Below are 20,571 nucleotides of genomic sequence, written 5' to 3' on the forward strand. Positions count from 1 at the left end.
AGGATGGACGGATGACCTTGCTAGACCGCATCGCCGTGCCCGTGCCGATCATCCAGGCGCCGATGGCCGGAACGTCGACCCCCGAAATGGCCGCTGCCGTATCGAATGCCGGCGCGCTCGGATCGATCGCGGTCGGCGCGACCGATGCGGCGGGCGCGCGGGCGATGATCGATGCGGTGCGGGCGCGGACCGATCGGGCGTTCAACGTCAATCTGTTCGTCCACGCGCCGCCGCGTCGTGAGCCGGCGCGCGAGAGGGCGTGGGTCGATGCGCTGGCGCCGTTGTTTGCGGAGCAGGGCGCGATCCCACCGGCCGAATTGCGCGAGATCTACACCAGCTTCGCCGAGGATGATGCGATGCTCCGGCTGCTGATCGATCAGGCGCCGCCGGTCGTGAGCTTTCACTTCGGTCTTCCTTCGGCGGATCGCATCGCGGCGCTCAAGGCGGTGGGTTGCCTGCTGCTGGCGACCGCGACGAGCCTTGCCGAGGCCGAAGAGGTCCGGAAGGCCGGTATCGATGCGGTGGTCGCGCAAGGATGGGAGGCCGGCGGGCATCGCGGGATGTTCGATCCAGATGCGCGTGACGATCGGCTCGGTACGGTCGCGCTAACCCGCCTGCTGGTGGCGAAGTCGGGCCTGCCGGTGATCGCGGCGGGCGGGATCATGGACGGCGCGAGCGTTCGTGCGATGCTCGATCTCGGCGCCGTCGCCGCGCAGCTTGGCACCGCCTTCATCGCCTGCCCTGAAAGCAGCGCCGACCAATGGCACCGCGCCGCACTGGCGAGCGAAGCAGCGGACCATACGGTGATGACGCGAGCGATATCGGGCCGCCCCGCGCGGTGCCTCGCCAATCGCTTCACGGCGTGGGGCGAGGCGAACGAGGGCGCCGCGCCCGATTATCCGGTGGCCTATGATGCGGGCAAGGCGCTCAACGCCGCCGCCAAGGCGCGCGGGGATGGCGGCTATGGCGCGCAATGGGCGGGGCAGGGCGCGCCGCTCGCCCGATCGATGCCCGCCGCCGATCTGGTCGCGAGGCTTGCGGCGGAGGCGGGTTTCGATCGCTGATCGATGGCGCTAAGGGGGCGCGGTGAAGCGTAACCCCACAGCCGGCAATTGGACCGACACCGTCCGCAAGGGGCGCGTGCTGCTCCGCCGACATGGCCCGGTGGCGCCACCGTGGCGGCGGCGCGCGGCGACGATCGGCGGGGCGATTGCGGTCGGCCTGGCCGCAATCCTGTTCGCGCGGCTCGCCGATGGCGCGAGCGATCTGTTTTCCGAACTGGTCGCGCGCTGGTGGTGGGCGCCTTTGCTCGTCACGCCGCTCGGCTATGCGCTGATCGCGTGGCTCACCGCGCGGATCGCGCCGGAGGCGGCGGGGTCGGGCATTCCGCAGATCATCGCCGCCAAGTCCGCGCCTGAACGCGCGACCTGGCGGCTCGCCTCGGCACGTACCGCGATCACCAAGATCGTGCTGACCGCCGGTGCGCTGGGCGTCGGCGCGTCGGTCGGGCGTGAGGGGCCGACGGTGCAGGTCGGCGCGTCGATCATGGCTTATGCGCACCGGCTGATGCGCGTGCCTGTCCGTGCCTCGGTGCTGGTCGCGGGCGCGGCGGCGGGTGTCGCGGCGGCGTTCAACACGCCGCTGGCGGGCGTCGCCTTCGCGATCGAGGAACTGGCCGCCGCCTATGAGCAGCGGATGACGTTGCTCGTTATGACGGCGGTGCTGGTGGCCGGGATGATCAGCCTCGGGCTGGCGGGCGACTATATCTATTTCGGCCTCGTCCGCGCGACTTTGTCGGTGAAATCGACCCTGATCCTCGCGCCGCTCGTCGGCCTGATCGGCGGAGCGGCGGGCGGACTGTTCGCGCGCGGCATGCTCTGGCTGTCGCGTGGCGGGGCGAAGCGGCTGTCCTTCGGCCATCCGATCCTGTTCGCCTTTGCCGCCGGCCTGATCGTGGCGGTGATCGGGGTCGCGATCGGATCGACCTGGGGCACGGGCTATGCCCCCGCCCGCGCGATGATCGCGGGGGAGGAGGTCTCGCCCTGGTTCGGCCCGGCAAAGTTCGTCGTGACTTTGGTGACGGCGGGCGCGGGCCTGCCCGGCGGAATCTTCGCGCCCAGCCTCGCGACCGGTGCGGGGCTAGGCCATCTGATCCACATGATGCTGCCGTCCGAGCCATCGAGCGCGGTCGTGCTGCTGGGGATGGTCGCCTATTTTACGGGCGTGGTGCGCGCGCCGCTGACGTCCGTGATCATCATCGCCGAGACGACGGGGGACCGGGCGCTGATGCTCCCCTTGCTCGCCACCGCCTTGATCGCCGAATTCGCCGCCTCGATGGTGTCGAAGCAGCGTCTCTATCACGGCCTTGCGGAGCGTTACGCCGCCTAGATAAGCCGCGCCGGCATCAGCCCGCGCAGCGCGTTGCCGATGAAGAAGCCGTCGGCCAGATCCTCGGGCTTCAAGGCCGCCTCGACCGCCTTGCCCTCATCGAGCAGGCGCGCGCGCAGCACGCCGGGCATCAGCGCGCCGATCAACGGGGTGCGCAGCACGCCATCGCGTTCGACGAAGATGTTGGTGAAGCTGCCTTCGGTCAGATAGCCGTCCTGATCGACGAAGACGACTTCGAACGTGCCTGCGGCGTGACGTGCTTCGTCCAGGAAGACGCGATCGCTGGTCTTGTGCTGCAGGCGGAAATCGTCGCGCGACGTGGGCAGCGGCACGATCTTCACATTTACGGCTTCGGTCGGTGTTTCGGGCAGCGGGCGGACTTCGATCGCCAGCGCCCCGCTGCGTGCGAGCAGCAGACGGATCTTCGCGCTGTCCGCCAGTCGGAAGGTCGCGGCCTGCAGGTCGTTGCGGCAATCATGGCGATTGAAGTGGAAGCCCAGCGCGTCGGCGCTCGACTTCATGCGGGCCATGTGGCGATCGAGGTCCATGAAACCCTCGATCGCATCGAAATGCATCGTTTCGATCAGGTCGAACGGCCTGCTCGCCATCGCGACGAATTCCCCCTTCGCCATACACTCACGCCACTCGGCTTCTCGTTCCGAATCGGCAACGATCCCCGATCCTAACCCCAGAATGGCAGATTTCCGACCACTTCCAATCGAAAGCGTGCGGATCGCCACATTGAAGCCGGCCGAACCCTGCGGACCCAGCCAGCCGATAGAGCCGGTATAAGGACCGCGTGCAAGCCTTTCAACTTCCTCGATAATCTCGATCGCGCGGATTTTGGGCGCGCCCGTCACCGATCCGCACGGAAAAAGCTTCGCGATCAGATCGACCGCGTCATGCCCGTCGGCCAGCCGCGCTTCGATCGTGGAGGTCATCTGATGGACGGTCGGATAGGTCTCGACCGCGAAGGCCTGCGTCACCCGCACCGATCCCGGCACGGCGACCCGCGACAGATCGTTGCGCAGCAGATCGACGATCATCAGATTTTCGGCGCGCTGCTTGGGATCGGCCGCAAGCTGCTCGGCCGCCTTCGCATCGGCGGCGGGATCGGGCAGGCGCGTGGCGGTGCCCTTCATCGGGCGCACCGTGATGTGGCCATCCTCCAGCGTGAAGAACAGTTCGGGCGACAGGCTCACCAGCCAGTCCTCGCCATCGAAGACCACGCCGCCCCAGCCCGACAGCGCATGCGCGCGCAGCCGTGCGTAGAGCGCGAGCGGCGGCCCGAAGCACGGCACCTCGGCGCGATAGGTCAGGTTCGCCTGATAGATGTCGCCCGCCGCGATATAGGCCTGCACCTTGTCGAACGCCGCAGCATATTCGTGTCGATCGATCAGCGGCTTCGGCGCGCCGGCCCAGGCCGATGCGGGATCGGGCAGTTGCGCGGCCAGCTCGTCCGCCGACATGTGCCGGGGCGCACCGAACAGTCCGAACCATAGAAGTTTGCCGGGGCGGGCGAGGGGGGCGAGCCGGGGTTCGAGCGCATGGCCCGCCTCGAACGCCATATAGCCCGCCGCGTGCAGCTCTTCGGCCTGCGCCGCGCGCAGTCGGGCGAGAGCGGGGGCGACCTCCTCGGGCGTGTCGGCGCGGATGATCTCGCAAGGATCGGCGAACAGCCGCGCCCCGTCCGAGCCCGGCCGCGCATCGTCGAGCAGCACGAAGGGACGGTCGGTCGCGATCATGTCGCGGCGATTGGGGGAGAGCGGGGACGCTGGCAAGCCCGGTATTGCATCGTGACAGTGGCTCGCCCATGTCGGATCGCATGACCGACGCCCCCAAACGCCCGCTTCAGGCGGTTATCGTGCCCGTCACGGCCTTCCAGCAGAATTGCACTCTGTTCTGGTGCACCAACACGATGAAGGGCGCCTTCGTCGATGCGGGCGGCGATCTCCCCACGCTCAAGCGCGCGGCAGAAAAGCATGGAGTGACGATCGAAAAGCTGCTCGTGACCCACGGCCATATCGACCATTGCGGCGGCACCGGCATTTTGGCCGAGGAACTGGGCGTGCCGATCGAAGGGCCGCATGAGGGCGATCGCTTCTGGATCGCGCGCCTCGGCGACGACGGGCGCAGCTATGGCATCGAGGGCCGCGTGTTCGAGCCCGATCGCTGGCTGAAGGACGGCGATCAGGTGACGGTGGGCGATCTGACGCTCGACGTTATCCACTGCCCTGGTCACACGCCGGGCCATGTCGTGTTCCACCACGCGCCGTCGCAGCTCGCGCTGGTCGGCGACGTGCTGTTCCAGGGATCGATCGGCCGCACCGATTTCCCGCAGGGCAGCCATCAGGCGCTGATCGACTCGATCACGAAGAAGCTGTGGCCGCTGGGTGGCGAAACCGCTTTCGTCCCTGGCCACGGCCCGATGTCCACGTTCGCCCACGAACGGCAGGGCAATCCGTTCGTCGGGGATCGCGTGGTGGGTCTCTAAAAAATCCTCCCCCGGAGGGGGAGGGGACCGGCGAAGCCGGTGGATGGGTAGCTATCCGCAAGCGCATCGCTGCCGGCCAATACCCCTCCGTCAGTCCTGCGGACTGCCACCTCCCCCGCCGGGGGAGGATCTAGAAAGAATCAGTGCGCCGAGTCGCTCGACACGGTCGTGATCGTGCCGTCCTTCGTCACATAAGGAATGCTCACCGCCCATCCGGCCAGCACCAGCAGGCTGAGGAAGGTGACGAGGATGCCGACCTGACGGAAGCGCATCCGCGCGTTGCTGTCGAGCCCGATGCCGTGGAGCAGGCGGCCGACGATATAGATGATGCCGATCACCCACAAAGTCGTAGAGGTGCCGCGCGCCAGCTCGATCAGGCCCATCAGGATCAGGATGAACGGCGTATATTCCACGAAGTTCGAATGCGCGCGCATTCGCGCCTCCAGCAGGGGCACGTTGCCGTGGCCGATCGAGACCTTGCTCTTGACCCGCGGACCCGCAACGCGGATCGCGAGCCAGAGATTGACGATGGCGGCCGCGCCGGCAATCGTCAGCGTGACGGGCAGAATGATCATGGGTCCCCTCCGAAAATCGAATATGCCGTTCTGATCGCAGGTCATGGACTTACTTGCAACGCGGGGTGAATTCGCTATAGGGCGGTCCGCTCGCGACGAGCCCGGTCAAACGGGTCGATGGCCCTGAGGGCCGCGATCCTTATGCCACGGGGGTTCGTCGCTATTTTATTTGATCAATACAGGAAACAGGTGCCGAGATGGCCGTCCCCAAGCGAAAGACCTCGCCTTCCAAGCGCAACATGCGCCGCAGCCATGACGCGCTGAAGGTGGAAGCGTTCCAGGAATGCCCGAACTGCGGCGAACTGAAGCGCCCGCACAACCTGTGCAACGCCTGCGGCCATTATAACGGCCGCGAGATCGTTTCGGTCGAGGCGTAAGCCAGGTCCGGATCATGGCGACGGGTCAACAGGGGCCCCGGATCGCCCTGGATGCGATGGGTGGTGACGTAGGGCCGGCGACGATGGTTGCCGGTGCTGCGATCGCGCGCAAGCGCAACCCCGCTATCCGGTTCGTTCTGTTCGGTGACGAAGCGCAGGTGCGCGCCGAAGTGGCGCGTCACCCCGTTCTTGCCGACTGCGAGATCGTCCACACCGAAGACGTCATCACCGGCGACGACAAGCCGAGCCAGGCGATCCGCCGGGCAAAGACGTCGTCGATGGGGCGCGCCGTGTTGGCCGTGAAAGACGGCCTTGCGGACGCGGCTCTGTCCGCTGGCAATACTGGCGCGCTGATGGCGATCGCCAAGCTCAATCTGCGCACGATGCATGGCATCGATCGGCCGGCGCTCGCCGCGCTGATGCCGACGCTGGGCGATAATGACGTCGTGATGCTCGATCTCGGCGCCAATACCGAGTGCGACGCGCGCAACCTGGCCGAGTTTGCGGTGATGGGCGCGGCCTATGCCCGCGCGGCGATGGGGCTCAGCTGCCCGCGCGTCCGTCTGCTCAACATCGGCACCGAAGAATTGAAGGGCACTGGCGAGGTCAAGGATGCCGCGGCTCTGCTGCGCACCCAGACCAGTGGCGAATGGCGCTTCGATGGCTTCATCGAGGCGGATCGCCTTGGCCGCGGCGAAGTCGATGTTGTCGTGACCGACGGCTTTTCGGGCAATATCGCGCTCAAGTCGATCGAAGGCACAGCGCGGTTCATCACCGATCTACTGAAGCGCGCCTTCTCCAGCTCGCTGCGCTCGAAGGCCGGTTTCCTGCTGTCGCGTCCGGCTTTCACGCTGCTTCGCGGCCATCTCGATCCGAACAACCATAATGGCGCCGTATTTCTCGGGCTGAACGGTCTGGTCATCAAGAGCCACGGCAGCGCCGATCCCACCGGCACCGCCAACGCGATCGATGTCGCGGTGCGGATCGTGTCGGAAGATATTACGCGCCGCATCACCGAGGATCTGGATAGCTTCCGGACCCATGCGGAATTGCCCGAAGCCGCCGCTTGACGTCGGCTCGAGTTAATCTGAATTAGTCGCCCGGATTTGAGAGGCGGCGAGGACAAGGACTTTTCATGCGTCGTGCCGTCATCGCGGGTACCGGATCGGCCCTTCCCAAGCGGCGCGTGACGAACGAAGAGCTCGCGCAGACGGTCGACACCAGCGACGAGTGGATTCAGGGCCGCACTGGTATTTTGGCCCGCCACATTGCGGGCGATGACGAGACCACGGTCACGCTGGCCACCGACGCGGCACGCGCCGCGCTGGCCGCCGCGGGCATCGACGCTTCCGAGGTCGGCCTGATCGTGCTGGGCACCGCGACGCCGGACCAGACCTTTCCGTCATCGGCCACGCAGGTGCAGGCGAAGCTGGGCATCGACGATTGCGTGTCGTTCGACGTGCAGGCGGTCTGCTCGGGCTTCCTCTATGCGCTGTCGGTCGCGGACTCGATGGTCGCCAAGGGCGTAGCCGATACCGCGCTGGTGATCGGCGCGGAAACCTTCAGCCGCATTCTCGACTGGGAAGACCGCACGACCTGCGTCCTTTTCGGCGATGGCGCGGGCGCGATCGTGCTGAAGGCGGAAGAGAGCGAGGATGGCGCGCGCGGCGTGCTGGCGACCAAGCTTCACGCCGATGGCCGCCACAACCAGCTCCTCTATGTCGATGGTGGCCCCTCGACGACCGGCACGGTCGGCAAGCTGCGCATGAAGGGGCAGGAGGTGTTCCGCCACGCCGTCGTCAACCTGGCCGAAGTGATGGCCGAGGTCGTCAAGGATGCCGGCTTCGACATGGGCGACATCGACTGGGTCGTGCCGCACCAGGCCAATCGCCGCATCCTCGATGCGACCGCACGCAAGCTGGGCCTGCCGGCCGAGCGCGTGATCATGACGGTCGATCAGCACGCCAATACGTCGGCCGCCTCGGTGCCGCTCGCGCTCGACGTTGCGGTGCGCGATGGGCGGATCAAGCCGGGCGATCTCGTCGTGCTTGAGGCAATGGGCGGTGGCTTCACCTGGGGTGCTGCGGTCGTCCGTATCTAGGTGACGACCAGTTGAGAGCGGTCGAAATCGCTTCAATTGTAAAACAATGTTAAATTTGTTCGTTGAATCGACCTGCGATGGTCGAATCTTGCCGAGGAAACGTCTTTGCGTAACGCGAAGACGACGATAAGGTGATATCCGAGATCGGTGGGGGACAATATGGGGTTGGACAGCGGTACGTTGACGCGCGCGGACTTGTCTGAACAGGTTCATCGCGAGATCGGCCTGTCACGCGCTGAATCCGCTTCCATCGTCGAACAATTGCTCGATCACGTCTGTGGCGCGCTGGCCGAAGGGCAGAACGTCAAGATTTCGGGCTTTGGCAGCTTCGTCCTGCGCGAAAAGGGGGAGCGGGTCGGTCGCAATCCCAAGACCGGCGTCGAAGTGCCGATCGCGCCGCGCCGCGTGCTGACCTTCCGCGCCAGCCAGATGCTGCGTGACAGGATCGTGGACGGCCACTAATCCTCTGATATGACTAGTGGTGGCGACAAGTCGGAAGACGCCTTCCGCACGATCGGCGAACTTTCGGCCGAACTCGGTATTCCCCAGCATATCCTGCGCTATTGGGAGAGCCGCTTTCCGCAGCTCAAGCCCCTGCAGCGCGCGGGCAACCGGCGCTATTATCGCCCGGCCGATGCTGCGCTCGTCCGCCGCATCCACAGCCTGCTGAACGATCAGGGTTACACGATCAAAGGTGTGCAAAAGTTGCTTGCGCAGAAAAATGCGCCAGCGGCCGAGCCTGAAGTCGCGGGCGAGAATGGTCAGCGCGCCATCGCGCCCGCGCCGGTTCTGGTGGTCAACCAGCCCGCCTTGCCGCGTGCGATCCGCAGCGAACTCGAAGAGATACGCGACTCGCTGAAGGCCGCACTCGAAGCGGATATGGAGTAGGGATCAGTTCCCGTCCGGCCCCAGCGCCGGATCCAGATCGCGCGGACGGATGAAGCGGGCGAGGGCGCCCTTGTTCGCGCGCACATCTTCCCAATGTTCGACCGGCAGGCTGATCTCGGCGATGCTGGCGGTGGGGAATTTCTCCTCCACTTCGTAGCGGGCGGTGCCTTCGACATCTTCGGGCACCAGCATCAGGATCAGATCCTCCAGCCCCGGATTATGTCCGGCGATCAGCAGGTGCGAATAAGCGTCGTCCGCTTCCTGGATCACATCGAGCAGCGATTCGGCCGAGGCGAGATAGACGCGCTTGTCCCAGGCGGGGGCGATCGTTTCGCCGAGGCCCGTCGCGACATGCTCCAGCGTCTCGACGACGCGCACCGCGGGCGAGGCGACGATATGATCGAACTCCAGATGTTCGTGGCGCATATATTCGCCCACGCGCTGCGCGGCGCGCTTGCCCTTGGCATTGAGCGGGCGATCGAAGTCGCGCGAGACGGGTTCGTCCCACCCCGATTTGGCGTGGCGCAGCAACGTAACCGTCTTCACGATCGGTTTGTCTCCTCTCCGGCTTGCGAAACAGTGCCTGAAAGATGCGACGATAGGAAGTCGTCCACCCCGGCTTTTTGTGCAGCCGCAACACGCGCCACGGCCTCGTCGAGCGTCACGCGCAGAACGGGCACGTCGCCCGGAAAGGCATCGAGCAGGCGCGATGGCGTCGCCGCCCCCAGCAGCACGAAATGGCCGCGATCACCCGATGATCGGATCAGTCGTCCGAACGCCTGGCGCAGCCGCGCGCGCACGATCCGGTCGTCATAGGCGCTGCCGCCGCCCGCCATCTTGCGCGCGCCGTGCAGCACGGTAGGGCGCGGCCACGGCACCCCCTCCATCACCACCAGCCGCAGCGAATCGCCCGGCACGTCGACCCCGTCGCGCAGCGCATCGGTGCCCAGCAGGGAGGATCGCGGATCGTCGCGGAAGATATCGACCAAGGTACCGGTGTCGATCGGATCGACATGCTGCGCGTAGATCGGCAGGCCGTCCCGCGCGAGGCGATCGGCGATGCGGGCGTGAACCGCACGCAGCCGCGATATCGCGGTGAACAGCCCCAGCGTGCCACCGCCCGCCGCCGCGATCAGCCGGTGATAGGCCTGCCCGAGTTGTGCGACGTCGCCGCGCTTCAGATCGTTGACGATCAGCACCTCGGCATGCGCAGCATAATCGAACGGGCTGGGCACCGCGATCCGCGCTTTGCGCGCGTCGAGATGCGCGGCGCCGCTGCGCGCCTCGGCAACCGCCCAATCCTCGCCATCGCGCAGGGTTGCCGACGTGATGATCGCGCCCTGTGCGGGCTTGAGCACCGTCTCCGCAAAGGGGCGCGAGGGATCGAGCCAGTGGCGGTGCAGCCCGATGTCGAACTCGCGCCCCTCGACCCGATCGACCGCAAGCCAGTCGACAAAGTCGGGATCGACCGGGCCGCCCAGTCGCGCAAGCATCGCGATCCACGCCGCCACGGTCTGCCCGCGCTGGACAAGGCCGGCAATCGCCCCCTCGACCCGCGCGCGCGCCTGTCCATCGAGCCAGTCTGGCCCGTCGTCCATCACCGCCGCCAGCCGCTGGCGCAGCTTCGCCATCGGCCGCATCAGCCCTTCGAGCGCGGCAATGGCGGGCTGCGCGGCGTCGATCAGCGCGGGCGGAGGGATGTTCGCGTCGGTCTCCAGCCCGTAACCCGCATCGGCCGCATCGGCGCGCGCCAGCACGGCCGCGCGCACGGCGGCTAGAAGTCGCTCGATCGGCCCCTGCGGCAAATCCTCGCTCAGCCGCCCGAGCCAGCCATCGGCGGGCAGCAAAGAAGCGGCTGTCGCGGCGGCATCGATCGCCAGCGCGCCTTCCTCGTCATAGCTGGCGATGTCGGACAGACGTGCGGCAAGCCCGCGCCGCCGCCCGCGCGATTTCGCCTCGGGGCCGATGATCCAGCGGCGCAGCTCGATCGCTTCCTGCCCGGACAGGACGGCGGCGAAGGTCGAATCGGCGGCATCGAAGATGTGGTGGCCTTCGTCGAAGATGATCCGTCCGATCGGCGCACCCTCATCGGCGCGGCGCTGGGCCAGGATCATCACCAGCGCGTGATTGGCGATGACGATATCGGCCTGGTCGGAGGCGCGCGCCGCCCGTTCGATGAAGCATTTCCGATAATGCGGGCAGCCAGCATAGACGCATTCGCCGCGCCGGTCGGTCAGTGCGGTGGAGCCGGCACGTCGGAACAACGTGGGCAGCCAGCCGGGCATGTCGCCGCCCACCATGTCGCCGTCGCGGCTGTAGCGCGCCCAGCGGGCAACGAGTTGCGCCAGCACCGCCGCCCGGTTCTGGAACCCGCCCTGCAATGCGTCTTCGAGGTTGAGCAGGCAGAGGTAATTCTCACGCCCCTTGCGGATCACCACCTTGCCCGCTCGCGCCGCGGGATCGGGGAAGGCGCGGCGCGTCTCTTTGTCCAGTTGGCGCTGCAGCGCCTTGGTGTAGGTGGAAATCCACACGGTGCCGCGCGCCTGTTCGGCCCACAGCGTCGCGGGCGCGAGATAGCCCAAAGTCTTGCCGATCCCGGTGCCCGCCTCGGCCAGCACCAGATTGGGTTTCCCCTCCGCGATGCGCGGATCGAAGGCGCGGGCGGCGGTGGTCGCGTAGCGGCGCTGGCCGTCGCGGCTCTCGCCGCCGGTGCCAAGCAGGCGCGTCAGCCGATCGACGGTATCGGCTTCCTCGAGCAGGACGGGGGAGGGCGGGGGGCGCCGCGCCTCCTCATCCCATTCGGGCAGGCGCGCGAAGAGGCCGCGTTCGGGCTTTTCGGGGGAGCGCAGCACCTGTCCGAGTGCTGCGACCCACGGCCAGCGCAGGCGGGCGAGCGATTGTGCGCTGTTCCACGCCCCGTCGCGCTCGGCCCAGCCTTCACCGGCCTCGACCCGCGCCAGCAGCGCTTGCGCGGCCTTCAGCAGCAAAGCCGCGCTCGACGCTTCGTCCTCGGGCGGATCGAGATCGAGCGCGCGGGCGATGCCGGCGGGCGTCGGCACCGCGAAGCGCGCGGGATGCACGAAGGCGAACAGTTCGAGCAGGTCGAGCCCTGCCAGTTCGGGCAGACCCAGCCGCGCGGCGACCAGCGGGGCGTTGAGCATGATCGTCGGCGCATCGGCCGCGATGCTCGTCGCCTCGCCGCGCCCGACCGCGCGGGTGCGCCCATCGGGCGATGCGATCCAGATGCCGGCATGGGTCGCGTGCAGCGCGGAATAGGGAAGCGGCGGGGGCATCTCAGCCCCATGTAGGGCAGGGGGAACGGCAGGGGAACAGGTGTCTTACACCAAAGGAGGCAAGCCGCTGTCCTACATGGACATGTCATCCTAAAATTGCCGCATGTCCGCTTATCGCCACCTGAGCCTCACCGCCGTCATGGAGCGCCGTTAGGGAAACAATTCCGAAACAGACGTAGTGACAACTTTGACAACTTTCGGCGTTCGCCCGGCCGCTTCGAATCGCGTTCGCAGCGAGGATTGTTGATATGAGACACCCCTTGCCGCTACAGGCGCTGGCCATGTCCGACAGCATCACATCCGCCGCTCTGCGCGAAGCCGCGCTCGTCTCCAAGGCCTGGCCCTATGAGGAGGCGCGCAAGCTGCTCAAGCGTTATGAAAAAGGCGCGCCGGACAAGGGCCATGTGCTGTTCGAAACCGGCTATGGTCCGTCGGGCCTGCCGCATATCGGCACCTTCAACGAAGTGCTGCGCACTACGATGGTCCGCCGCGCTTATGAGGAATTGTCGGATATCCCGACCCGCCTGATCGCGTTCAGTGACGATATGGACGGGCTGCGCAAGGTGCCGGATAACGTTCCGAACAAGGAACTGCTCGCACAGCACCTGGGCAAGCCGCTGACGCAGGTGCCCGATCCGTTCGAAAAGTTCGACAGCTTCGCCGCGCACAACAATGCGATGCTGCGCGAATTTCTCGATCGCTATGGCTTCGAATACGAATTCCTGTCGGCAACCGAACAGTACAAGTCGGGCCGTTTCGATGAGACGCTGAAGTCGGTCCTGCGCCACTATGATGCGATCATGGGCGTGATGCTGCCCACTTTGCGCGCCGAGCGCCGCGCGACCTATTCGCCCGTCCTGCCGATCAGCCCGACGTCGGGCATCGTCCTGCAGGTGCCCGTCACCGTCGTCGATGCCGACGCCGGCCTCGTCAGCTTCGAGGATGAAGGTCAGACGATCACCCAGTCTATCCTCGGTGGTGGTGCCAAGCTGCAGTGGAAGGTCGACTGGGCGATGCGCTGGGTCGCGCTGGGCGTCGATTACGAGATGTCGGGCAAGGATCTGATCGACTCGGTCACGCAGTCGTCGAAGATCGCGCGCGTCCTCGGCTCGCGCCCGCCCGAGATGTTCACCTATGAGATGTTTCTCGATGAAAAGGGCGAGAAGATCTCCAAGTCCAAGGGCAACGGTCTGAGCCTCGAACAGTGGCTGACCTACGGCCCCGAAGAGAGCCTGGCTTTCTTCGCCTATCGCGAGCCGAAGAAGGCGAAGCAGCTCCACATGGGCGTGATCCCGCGCGCGGTGGACGAATATTGGCAGTTCCGCGGCAATTATCCCGCGCAGCCGATCGAACAGCGGCTCGGCAATCCGGTGCACCACATCCACAGCGGCAAGCTGCCCGACGGCGAACTGCCCGTGACCTTCGGCCTGCTCCTCAACCTCGTCGGTGTGATGGGGGAGGCGTCGAAGGAGCAGGTGTGGGGCTATCTCGCCAATTATGTGGCCGATGCCTCGGCAGAGAAATATCCTGAGCTGGATCGGCTGATCGGCCACGCGCTCGCCTATCACCGCGATTTCGTCGCACCGACGCTCAAGCGCCGCAAGCCTGAGCCGAACGAGGCGGCCGCGCTCAAGGCGCTCGACGACAAGCTGGCGGCAATGCCGGGCGCCTCGGCCGAGGATATCCAGAACGAGGTCTATGAGATCGGGAAGAACCCCGATTACGGCTTCGCCTCGCTGCGCGACTGGTTCAAGGCGCTCTACGAAACCCTACTGGGCGCGGAACAAGGCCCGCGCATGGGCAGCTTCATCGCGCTCTACGGCATCGACAATTCGCGCAAGCTGATCGCCGAGGCGCTTGCGTGAAGGCGGCTGCGCTCGCGCTGCTGGCCTTCGCCGTCGCGCCGGCGGATGACCCCTACGCGCCGGGCAAGGAGATCGTTGCCGATATCGGCCGGATCGTGACGCCCGAAGGCGTGCAGGAGACGTTCGAACTGACGCTCGGCGGGGCGCGGCAGGTGGTGAACGTACGCGGCGCCGATAAGGCGAACCCGATCCTGATCTTCGTCCACGGCGGCCCCGGCGCGGTCGAGATGCCGGTCGCCTGGGCATTTCAACGGCCGTGGGAAGATTATTTCACCGTCGTCCAGTGGGATCAACGCGGGGCAGGGCGCTCCTATCCGCTCAACGATCCCAAGGTGATCGCGCCGACGCTCACACCCGATCGCTACCGCGACGACACGATCGAACTGATCGAGGCGCTGCGCAAACGCTATGGCAAGCGCAAGGTGTTCCTGCTCGGGCATAGCTGGGGTTCGGCGGTGGGCCTGTCGGTCGCGGTCAAGCGGCCCGATCTGCTCTATGCTTATGTCGGCATGGGGCAGCTGATCGACTTCCGCGAGAATGAGCGGGTCGGCTATGACCGGACGCTCGCGCAGGCCAGGCGTGACAACAATGCCGAAGCGGTGCGCGAACTGGAGGCGCTCAGGCCTTATCCGGGGCCGGGTGCTTTCTCGGTCGATGCGATGTCGACTGAGCGCAAATGGTCGATCCATTATGGCGCGCTCGCGGCCGGCCGCGACAATGCCGATTTCTATTTCCACGCGCCGCGTCTCTCGCCCGAATATACGCCCGCCGATCGCAAGGCGTGGGATGCGGGCAGTGGCTTCACGATCGAAACGATGTTCCCGCAGCTGTCGAGCCTGACCTTCGCGAACGTGAAGCGGCTCGACACGCCGGTCGTCTTCCTGCTGGGCCGCCACGATTATACCTGCGCGGCCCCGATCGCATCGGCGTGGATCGATCGGGTCGATGCGCCGTCGAAGGCGACCGTCTGGTTCGAACATTCGGCGCACCTGCCGATGATCGAGGAACCCGGCCGCGTCTTCGCCGCGCTGCTGGAAAAGGTCCGCCCGCTGGCGAAGGACGAATAGGTCTAAGCCGCTCCGGGAAAGGCGCGGTGGAGGAAATCGAGGACCGCGCGAACCCGGAACGGCATCTGTCGCCCCGGAAAATGATGGACCACCGACAGGCGCAATGGCGCGATCGGCGTGTCAGGCATTAGGCGGACGAGTTGCCCCGCAGTAATAGCTTCGGCGACGCGGATGTCGGGGAGCAGGCCGATGCCCAGATCGTGCGTCACCGCGCGATAGACCGCCTCGCTGCTGTTCGCGCGAAAACAGCCGCTGGCCGCGATCGTCGTGCCGCCAATGTCCCACATCGACTGGGCGGGGCCATAGCCATAAGCGATGCAGTCATGCGTGCGCAGATCGTCTATCTTCAACGGCGTGCCGCGTTGCGCGAGATAGGCCGGGGTCGCGACAAGGCTGCGCGCGATAGCTCCTAGCGGTTCGACGAACAGGCTTTCGGGCGCGGGATCGCCGACGCGCAATGCGAGGTCGAGGCCCGCCTCGTGCAATTCGCCTTGCCAGTCGGCGACGGCGAACTCGATCCGCAATTCGGGGTGGCGCCCGCGTAGCTCGCCCAGCCGCGCGGCATAATGCAGCCCCAGCGCGGTGGTGACGCCGACGCGAACCACGCCGCGCGCGGCCTTGCCGTCGCCCAGTTCGGACGCCGCATTCTCGATCGCCTCGATCACGGTGCGCGCATGATCGAGCAGCCGCAGCCCCTCCTGCGTCAGTGTCAGCCGCCGCGTGCTGCGGTGGAGCAGGCGCGCGCCGAAATGCGCCTCCAGAAAATCGATCCGTCGCGCGATCGTCGTATGGCTGGCGCCCGATCGTTCGGCGACGCGTGAAAAGCTGCCATCGGCGGCCACATCGGCATAGGTTCGCAGCGCGAGCACCAGATCGGTCATTTGAACATCCTATGCACAAGTGATGCCCCCAATATCGATCTTGTGAACATATTTCGACCAATTCATCAGCAACGGCTTGAGCCTGGCCCCAAGCCAGCAGGCAGGAGAGAATATATGGCGGATCGCATCGCGAACCCCGGACTGCGTTCGAAAATCTGTTCGGCCGAACAGGCGGCGGGCTTCATCCGGCACGGCATGACCGTGGGGATGAGCGGCTTTACCGGATCGGGCTATCCCAAGGCGGTGCCGACCGCGCTTGCCGCACAGATCGAGGCCGAACATGCCGCCGGCCGCCCGATGCGCGTGAAGGTGTGGACCGGCGCGTCGACCGGCCCCGAACTCGACGGGGCACTTGCCAAGGCGAACGGCATCGAACTGCGCCTGCCCTACAATTCCGATCCGATCGCGCGCGAACAGATCAATCGCGGCGAGATGGACTATCTCGACATGCACCTGAGCCAGGTCGCGCCGATGGCGTGGGAAGGCTTCCTCGGGCCGCTCAATGTCGCTGTGGTCGAGGTGTCCGGGATCCGCGCGGACGGTTCGCTCGTCCCCTCATCGTCGGTCGGCAACAACAAGACGTGGCTCGATCGTGCCGACATGGTGATCCTGGAGGTCAACAGCTGGCAGAATGCGGCGCTGGAGGGGATGCACGACATCTATTACGGCACCGCGCTTCCGCCGCATCGCGTGCCGATCCCGCTGGTCCGCGCCGACGATCGGATCGGCGAGCCGACCCTGCGCTGCGATCCCACCAAGATCGTCGCGATCGTCGAAACCGACGCGCCCGATCGCAACCTGCCGTTCAGTCCGCCTGATGCGACCGCGTCGGCGATCGCCGGCCATCTGCTCGAATTCCTCTCGCATGAGGTGCGGGTGGGACGGATGCCTGCCAATCTGTTGCCGCTGCAATCGGGCGTCGGCAACATCGCCAATGCAGTAATGGCGGGGCTGATCGATGCGCCGTTCGACGATCTGGTCGCCTATACCGAGGTGATACAGGACGGGATGCTGGACCTGATCGATGCGGGCAAGATGCGGATGGCATCGGCCACCGCCTTCTCGCTCAGCCCCGAGGCGGCCTTGCGCGTGAACAACGATATGGCGCGCTATCGCGACAGGATGATCCTGCGCCCGCAGGAGATCAGCAATCATCCGGAGATCGTCCGCCGCCTCGGCTGCATCGCGATGAACGGGCTGATCGAGGCGGATATCTACGGCAACGTCAATTCGACCTGCGTGATGGGATCGCGCATTCAGAACGGCATCGGCGGATCGGGCGATTTCGCGCGCAACGCCTTCGTCTCGATCTTCATGACTCCCTCGACCGCGAAGGGCGGAGCGATCACCGCAATCGTGCCGCAGGCGGCGCATGTCGATCACATCATGCAGGACGTCGCCGTGCTGGTGACCGAACAAGGGCTCGCCGACTGCCGCGGCCTCAGCCCCCGCAAGCGCGCCGAACTGATCATCGCCAACTGCGCCCACCCCGCATATCGCGAGATGCTGCGCGATTATTATGATCGCGCGCTCAAAGGCTCCTACGGCCTCCACGCCCCCTCACTCCCGCGCGAGGCATTGAGTTGGCACCAGCGCTTCATCGATACGGGCACGATGATGCCGGGTTAGGAGCGGCCGAAACATAACTGTCCTTCCCCGATCTCCCCATTATGCTGCCAGGTGACAGTGGGGGAGGGGTTTATGCGACACCTGAAATTCACGGTGATGGCGATTGGCTTAACGGCGGTGCCTGCTTTTGCCGGTATGCCCGTTCCAGTGAAGATGAAATGTGCAGTGGGTGGCGAGGCGTTCACTCACATAACGACCGCATCCTACACCATCTTTGGTCGCCGTCCGGACGGAAAGCCCTTTGGAAGCTGGCATTTCCCTCTCGATATACCGGTCTGCCCCGGTAATGGGCTGGTGATGTTCCAAGAGGAGTTTTCGGCCGACGAGGTCAAGACGCTCAAGGTGCTGATCTCAAGTCCCGAATATCGGGCCATGCGCGATCGGGATACGAGTTATTATAAGGCTGCGTGGCTGATGCGGTCGCTTGGCCGCAGTCCTATCGATGTCGCCTGGAAGGTGGTGCAGGCCAGTTGGCAGGCCGATGGCGATATCCCGCTCAAGCAGCGCTATCAGGCCGAATATGCCGCCGCGATCACGGCCTTGCCCCGCGATGATCAATCGATCGATTGGATGTTGATGCAGGCCCGCGCGGGCAATGCCTATCGCGAACTGGAGCGGTTCGACGAGGCCAAGGCGGTCCTTGATGGCCTGCCGCTCGCGTCGCTCGATGTCCCCGTGCCGGCACAGAGCCGCAATGCGGCTGGCGAGGTCGAGAATGGCAAGGCGATCGAGGATGCCGAGAACCGTCGCGGTATCCTTCGTTACGTCAAGGACGTGCGTGATCTTGCGGATCGTCGCAATGCCTCATCGCAGCCGGTGCGCATGGCCAGCCCGCGTCTAGCGGCGGAACTGTGCGTCAACGGAAAGGACAGGCTCGATGCTGACGACAAAGCCTATTGTGAAAGCGACGCGATGAAAGCCGTCATCGCGCGTTTCACATTGCCGCCCCGGTAAACGCGGTTCTGTCTCAATAATCCACCAGTTTCTTGTCCGGATCATAAGGCTGGTCAGCCACCTCTTTGGTGACCGCCTGTCCGGCCATCATCCGTCCGGCTGCCGCATCGAAGGCGTAGCTGGGGGATCCGTGGAGGTGCCAGCCTTCGGACAGCGCCTTCGTCACCTTGTGGCAGAAGGCGCTGTCGTCGACGCCGGTCAGGAAGCGGTAGATCAGCATCCTACTTGCCCGCCTCGATCCAGCGGTCGAGTTTGGCTTCCAGCACCGACATCGGCAGCGCGCCGGTATCGAGCACCTGGGCATGGAAGGCGCGCGGATCGAACTTCGCGCCCATGACCTGCTTCGCCTTCGCCTTTTCCTTCAGGATCGTCAGCGCGCCGATCTTGTAGGCGAGTGCCTGACCCGGAATGGCGATGTAGCGTTCGACTTCGGCGGTCGCGTCGGTCTTGCCCATGTTGGAATGGCTGAGCATGTAGGCGATCGCCTGATCGCGGGTCCAACCCTTGGCGTGGATGCCGGTATCGACCACCAGCCGCATCGCGCGCAGCATCTCGTCGGAAAGACCGCCGAACCGCTGATAGGGGTCGCTCTCCATGCCCAGATCCTTCCAGAGCGTCTCGGCATAGAGCGCCCATCCTTCGACGAAGGCGGTGTTCCCGCCGAAGCGCATGAAGGCGGGGAGGGCGGCATTTTCCTGCGCCAGACTGATCTGGAAATGATGCCCCGGAACGGCTTCATGCAGGTACAACGTCTCCATCCCCGGCGTGGTGCGCGATGGGAGATCGTAGCTGTTATAATAGAAGGTGCCGGGGCGCGAACCGTCCGGCGTGCCCTGCTGATAGCTGCCGCCTGCCTCGGTCTTTTCGCGATAGGGCTCGACCGCCTTGATCTGGAGCGGGCTCTTGGGGATCAGCGCGAATTGTTCGGGGATGCGCTGATCGACGCGCTTGCCGATCGCGACATATTCCTCGCGGATCCATTCGGCGCTCTTGGGCTGGAACTTGGGATCGCTGCGCAGATATTCGAAGAACTCGGCCAGCGTGCCTTTGTAGCCCACCTGCGTCCGGATCTTCTCCATCTCGCCGGTGATGCGCGCGACTTCGCTGAGGCCCAGCTGGTGAACATCCTCGGCCTTCAACGGCAGCGTCGTATTCTGTTCGATCAGATAGGCGTAGAGTTTGTCGCCACCCTTCATGCCGACCAGGCCCACGCTGTCGCGCGCGACGGGGAGATATTCGGTCTTCAGGAAATCGCGCAGGCGGACATAGGCGGGGATGATCTGTGTGGTGATCGCCTTGGCATAGTCTGCCTTCAGCCGCGCCTGATCGGCGGGGGCGATGCCTTCTGGGAAGGTCTTTACCGGGCCGTAGAAGGTTGATCCTTCGGGCCCCGTCTTCACCTGATCGATCTGCAGATTGAGCTGATCGATCACGTTGTTGACGATCAGCTTGGGCTGGACGACGCCCGATTTCATGCCCTGGCGGAAGCGCGCGATGCTCTCGTCGAGCAGGGCGACATATTCGCGGTGGCGCTTCAGATTATTCTCATAGTCGGCCACCGTCTTGAACGGTGCGGCGCCTTCGCCCGACGCGAAGCCGGGATAGAAGGTGTGGAAGCCGGAGAAATGGTCGATCGGCCGAACCACGGTGAGCGCCAATATGTCGGGCGTCAGACTCTTGAGCGCGGTTTCCGTCTGCCATTTGAACACGTCATAGGCGATCTGGTTGGTCTGGTTCAGCTTGGCGCGATCGATCGCCTTCAGGTTCGCCAGATCCTGTTCGCCCGCCTTGCGCTCCCCATCGAAATAGGCGTCGGACAGAAAGTCGCCGAGCCGATCGGCATAGCGCATGTCGCCGCGGAACATGGCGCTGATCGGATTGCGCTTGAGCGAGGCCTCGTCGCTGTCCGCGAACAGCTGGAGCAGCTTCTTGTCCTCGGGGCTTTGCGCCTCGGAAGCCGCAGCCGCCGGCGTCGCCGTCTGGGCGATCGCGGCGGGAGCGAGGGTGAGCGCGGCGGTCGCGAAAAGGAGGGCGCGGATTTTCATGGATGGGGCATCCC

General features: G+C 65.5%; 19 protein-coding genes. 12 read left to right on the plus strand and 7 right to left on the minus strand.

Going from position 1 to position 20,571, the window contains the following annotated elements; genetic code table 11:
• Positions 1-11 precede the first annotated feature (11 nt).
• Both EOD43_RS09010 and EOD43_RS09015 read left to right on the plus strand, forming a co-directional pair.
• Complete coding sequence (locus EOD43_RS09010) at positions 12-1,064, plus strand: NAD(P)H-dependent flavin oxidoreductase (protein WP_127743134.1); 1,053 nt, start codon at positions 12-14, stop codon at positions 1,062-1,064.
• A gap of 22 nt (positions 1,065-1,086) precedes the next feature.
• The gene (locus EOD43_RS09015; RefSeq protein WP_240653127.1) at positions 1,087-2,388 is read left to right on the plus strand and encodes a chloride channel protein; all 1,302 of its coding nucleotides are present in this window, start codon (positions 1,087-1,089) and stop codon (positions 2,386-2,388) included.
• Here the strand turns inward: EOD43_RS09015 and pabB are convergent.
• Positions 2,385-4,133: an aminodeoxychorismate synthase component I gene (pabB, locus tag EOD43_RS09020; protein ID WP_206363509.1), complete on the minus strand. Its 1,749-nt coding sequence runs from the start codon at positions 4,131-4,133 to the stop codon at positions 2,385-2,387. The genes EOD43_RS09015 and pabB overlap by 4 nt on opposite strands.
• Positions 4,134-4,213: 80 nt before the next feature.
• Between pabB and EOD43_RS09025 the strand changes: the two genes are divergently transcribed.
• Entirely contained in the window at positions 4,214-4,882 is a 669-nt protein-coding gene (locus EOD43_RS09025) for an MBL fold metallo-hydrolase (protein WP_127743136.1), read from the plus strand.
• 140 nt (positions 4,883-5,022) lie between these two features.
• Here the strand turns inward: EOD43_RS09025 and EOD43_RS09030 are convergent, their stop codons facing one another.
• Entirely contained in the window at positions 5,023-5,457 is a 435-nt protein-coding gene (locus EOD43_RS09030) for an MAPEG family protein (RefSeq protein WP_127743138.1), read from the minus strand.
• 197 nt (positions 5,458-5,654) lie between these two features.
• Between EOD43_RS09030 and rpmF the strand changes: the two genes are divergently transcribed.
• The 5 genes from rpmF to EOD43_RS09055 all read left to right on the plus strand — a co-directional run bounded on the left by rpmF (position 5,655) and on the right by EOD43_RS09055 (position 8,823).
• Positions 5,655-5,834, plus strand: a complete 180-nt coding sequence (rpmF, locus tag EOD43_RS09035) for a 50S ribosomal protein L32 (protein WP_127743140.1) — start codon at positions 5,655-5,657, stop codon at positions 5,832-5,834.
• Positions 5,835-5,848: 14 nt separating this feature from the next.
• Positions 5,849-6,904, plus strand: a complete 1,056-nt coding sequence (gene plsX, locus EOD43_RS09040) for a phosphate acyltransferase PlsX (RefSeq protein WP_127743142.1) — start codon at positions 5,849-5,851, stop codon at positions 6,902-6,904.
• Between the two features lie 65 nt (positions 6,905-6,969).
• Positions 6,970-7,935 (plus strand): beta-ketoacyl-ACP synthase III, encoded by a 966-nt coding sequence (locus EOD43_RS09045; RefSeq protein WP_127743144.1) that lies wholly within the window; start codon positions 6,970-6,972, stop codon positions 7,933-7,935.
• Between the two features lie 159 nt (positions 7,936-8,094).
• Positions 8,095-8,397 (plus strand): integration host factor subunit alpha, encoded by a 303-nt coding sequence (locus EOD43_RS09050; protein ID WP_127743146.1) that lies wholly within the window; start codon positions 8,095-8,097, stop codon positions 8,395-8,397.
• Between the two features lie 9 nt (positions 8,398-8,406).
• On the plus strand, positions 8,407-8,823 hold the full coding sequence (locus tag EOD43_RS09055) for a MerR family transcriptional regulator (RefSeq protein ID WP_127743148.1): 417 nt from the start codon (positions 8,407-8,409) through the stop codon (positions 8,821-8,823).
• Positions 8,824-8,826: 3 nt separating this feature from the next.
• Here the strand turns inward: EOD43_RS09055 and EOD43_RS09060 are convergent, their stop codons facing one another.
• Positions 8,827-9,369: a SixA phosphatase family protein gene (locus EOD43_RS09060; RefSeq protein WP_127743150.1), complete on the minus strand. Its 543-nt coding sequence runs from the start codon at positions 9,367-9,369 to the stop codon at positions 8,827-8,829.
• Positions 9,366-12,116 carry an ATP-dependent DNA helicase gene (locus tag EOD43_RS09065; RefSeq protein ID WP_127743152.1) on the minus strand — a complete coding sequence of 917 codons (2,751 nt, stop codon included), beginning with the start codon at positions 12,114-12,116 and terminating at the stop codon, positions 9,366-9,368. The genes EOD43_RS09060 and EOD43_RS09065 overlap by 4 nt, the downstream gene beginning before the upstream one ends.
• Positions 12,117-12,397: 281 nt before the next feature.
• Between EOD43_RS09065 and EOD43_RS09070 the strand changes: the two genes are divergently transcribed.
• On the plus strand, positions 12,398-13,981 hold the full coding sequence (locus EOD43_RS09070) for a lysine--tRNA ligase (protein ID WP_127744687.1): 1,584 nt from the start codon (positions 12,398-12,400) through the stop codon (positions 13,979-13,981).
• Entirely contained in the window at positions 13,978-15,048 is a 1,071-nt protein-coding gene (locus tag EOD43_RS09075) for an alpha/beta fold hydrolase (protein WP_127743154.1), read from the plus strand. Before EOD43_RS09070 ends, EOD43_RS09075 begins: the two co-directional genes overlap by 4 nt.
• 2 nt (positions 15,049-15,050) lie before the next feature.
• Here the strand turns inward: EOD43_RS09075 and EOD43_RS09080 are convergent, their stop codons facing one another.
• Positions 15,051-15,929: a LysR family transcriptional regulator gene (locus EOD43_RS09080; RefSeq protein WP_127743156.1), complete on the minus strand. Its 879-nt coding sequence runs from the start codon at positions 15,927-15,929 to the stop codon at positions 15,051-15,053.
• Between the two features lie 114 nt (positions 15,930-16,043).
• Here EOD43_RS09080 and EOD43_RS09085 point away from each other — a divergent pair, with 114 nt between their 5' ends.
• Both EOD43_RS09085 and EOD43_RS09090 read left to right on the plus strand, forming a co-directional pair.
• The gene (locus tag EOD43_RS09085) at positions 16,044-17,558 is read left to right on the plus strand and encodes an acetyl-CoA hydrolase/transferase family protein (protein WP_127743158.1); all 1,515 of its coding nucleotides are present in this window, start codon (positions 16,044-16,046) and stop codon (positions 17,556-17,558) included.
• Between the two features lie 72 nt (positions 17,559-17,630).
• The gene (locus tag EOD43_RS09090; RefSeq protein WP_127743160.1) at positions 17,631-18,512 is read left to right on the plus strand and encodes a hypothetical protein; all 882 of its coding nucleotides are present in this window, start codon (positions 17,631-17,633) and stop codon (positions 18,510-18,512) included.
• Between the two features lie 13 nt (positions 18,513-18,525).
• Here EOD43_RS09090 and EOD43_RS09095 read toward each other — a convergent pair whose 3' ends face one another.
• A complete protein-coding gene (locus tag EOD43_RS09095; protein WP_127743161.1) occupies positions 18,526-18,732 on the minus strand; it encodes a DUF1737 domain-containing protein in 207 nt (68 codons plus the stop codon).
• A gap of 1 nt (position 18,733) precedes the next feature.
• Entirely contained in the window at positions 18,734-20,557 is a 1,824-nt protein-coding gene (locus EOD43_RS09100) for a DUF885 domain-containing protein (RefSeq protein ID WP_127743162.1), read from the minus strand.
• Positions 20,558-20,571 lie beyond the last annotated feature (14 nt).

The organism is Sphingomonas crocodyli (assembly GCF_004005865.1).
GTDB classification, from domain to species: domain Bacteria; phylum Pseudomonadota; class Alphaproteobacteria; order Sphingomonadales; family Sphingomonadaceae; genus Rhizorhabdus; species Rhizorhabdus crocodyli.

What these genes read in the sequence shown, in the direction of transcription:
- EOD43_RS09055 (WP_127743148.1), top strand. Translation starts at nt 8,407, where the DNA reads ATGACTAGTGGTGGCGACAAGTCGGAAGACGCCTTCCGCACGATCGGC.
- EOD43_RS09070 (WP_127744687.1), top strand. Translation starts at nt 12,398, where the DNA reads ATGTCCGACAGCATCACATCCGCCGCTCTGCGCGAAGCCGCGCTCGTC.
- EOD43_RS09010 (WP_127743134.1), top strand. Translation starts at nt 12, where the DNA reads ATGACCTTGCTAGACCGCATCGCCGTGCCCGTGCCGATCATCCAGGCG.
- plsX (WP_127743142.1), top strand. Translation starts at nt 5,849, where the DNA reads ATGGCGACGGGTCAACAGGGGCCCCGGATCGCCCTGGATGCGATGGGT.
- EOD43_RS09080 (WP_127743156.1), bottom strand. Translation starts at nt 15,929, where the DNA reads ATGACCGATCTGGTGCTCGCGCTGCGAACCTATGCCGATGTGGCCGCC.
- EOD43_RS09045 (WP_127743144.1), top strand. Translation starts at nt 6,970, where the DNA reads ATGCGTCGTGCCGTCATCGCGGGTACCGGATCGGCCCTTCCCAAGCGG.
- pabB (WP_206363509.1), bottom strand. Translation starts at nt 4,133, where the DNA reads ATGATCGCGACCGACCGTCCCTTCGTGCTGCTCGACGATGCGCGGCCG.
- EOD43_RS09100 (WP_127743162.1), bottom strand. Translation starts at nt 20,557, where the DNA reads ATGAAAATCCGCGCCCTCCTTTTCGCGACCGCCGCGCTCACCCTCGCT.
- EOD43_RS09050 (WP_127743146.1), top strand. Translation starts at nt 8,095, where the DNA reads ATGGGGTTGGACAGCGGTACGTTGACGCGCGCGGACTTGTCTGAACAG.
- EOD43_RS09030 (WP_127743138.1), bottom strand. Translation starts at nt 5,457, where the DNA reads ATGATCATTCTGCCCGTCACGCTGACGATTGCCGGCGCGGCCGCCATC.
- EOD43_RS09090 (WP_127743160.1), top strand. Translation starts at nt 17,631, where the DNA reads ATGCGACACCTGAAATTCACGGTGATGGCGATTGGCTTAACGGCGGTG.
- EOD43_RS09065 (WP_127743152.1), bottom strand. Translation starts at nt 12,116, where the DNA reads ATGCCCCCGCCGCTTCCCTATTCCGCGCTGCACGCGACCCATGCCGGC.
- EOD43_RS09025 (WP_127743136.1), top strand. Translation starts at nt 4,214, where the DNA reads ATGACCGACGCCCCCAAACGCCCGCTTCAGGCGGTTATCGTGCCCGTC.
- EOD43_RS09085 (WP_127743158.1), top strand. Translation starts at nt 16,044, where the DNA reads ATGGCGGATCGCATCGCGAACCCCGGACTGCGTTCGAAAATCTGTTCG.
- EOD43_RS09095 (WP_127743161.1), bottom strand. Translation starts at nt 18,732, where the DNA reads ATGCTGATCTACCGCTTCCTGACCGGCGTCGACGACAGCGCCTTCTGC.
- rpmF (WP_127743140.1), top strand. Translation starts at nt 5,655, where the DNA reads ATGGCCGTCCCCAAGCGAAAGACCTCGCCTTCCAAGCGCAACATGCGC.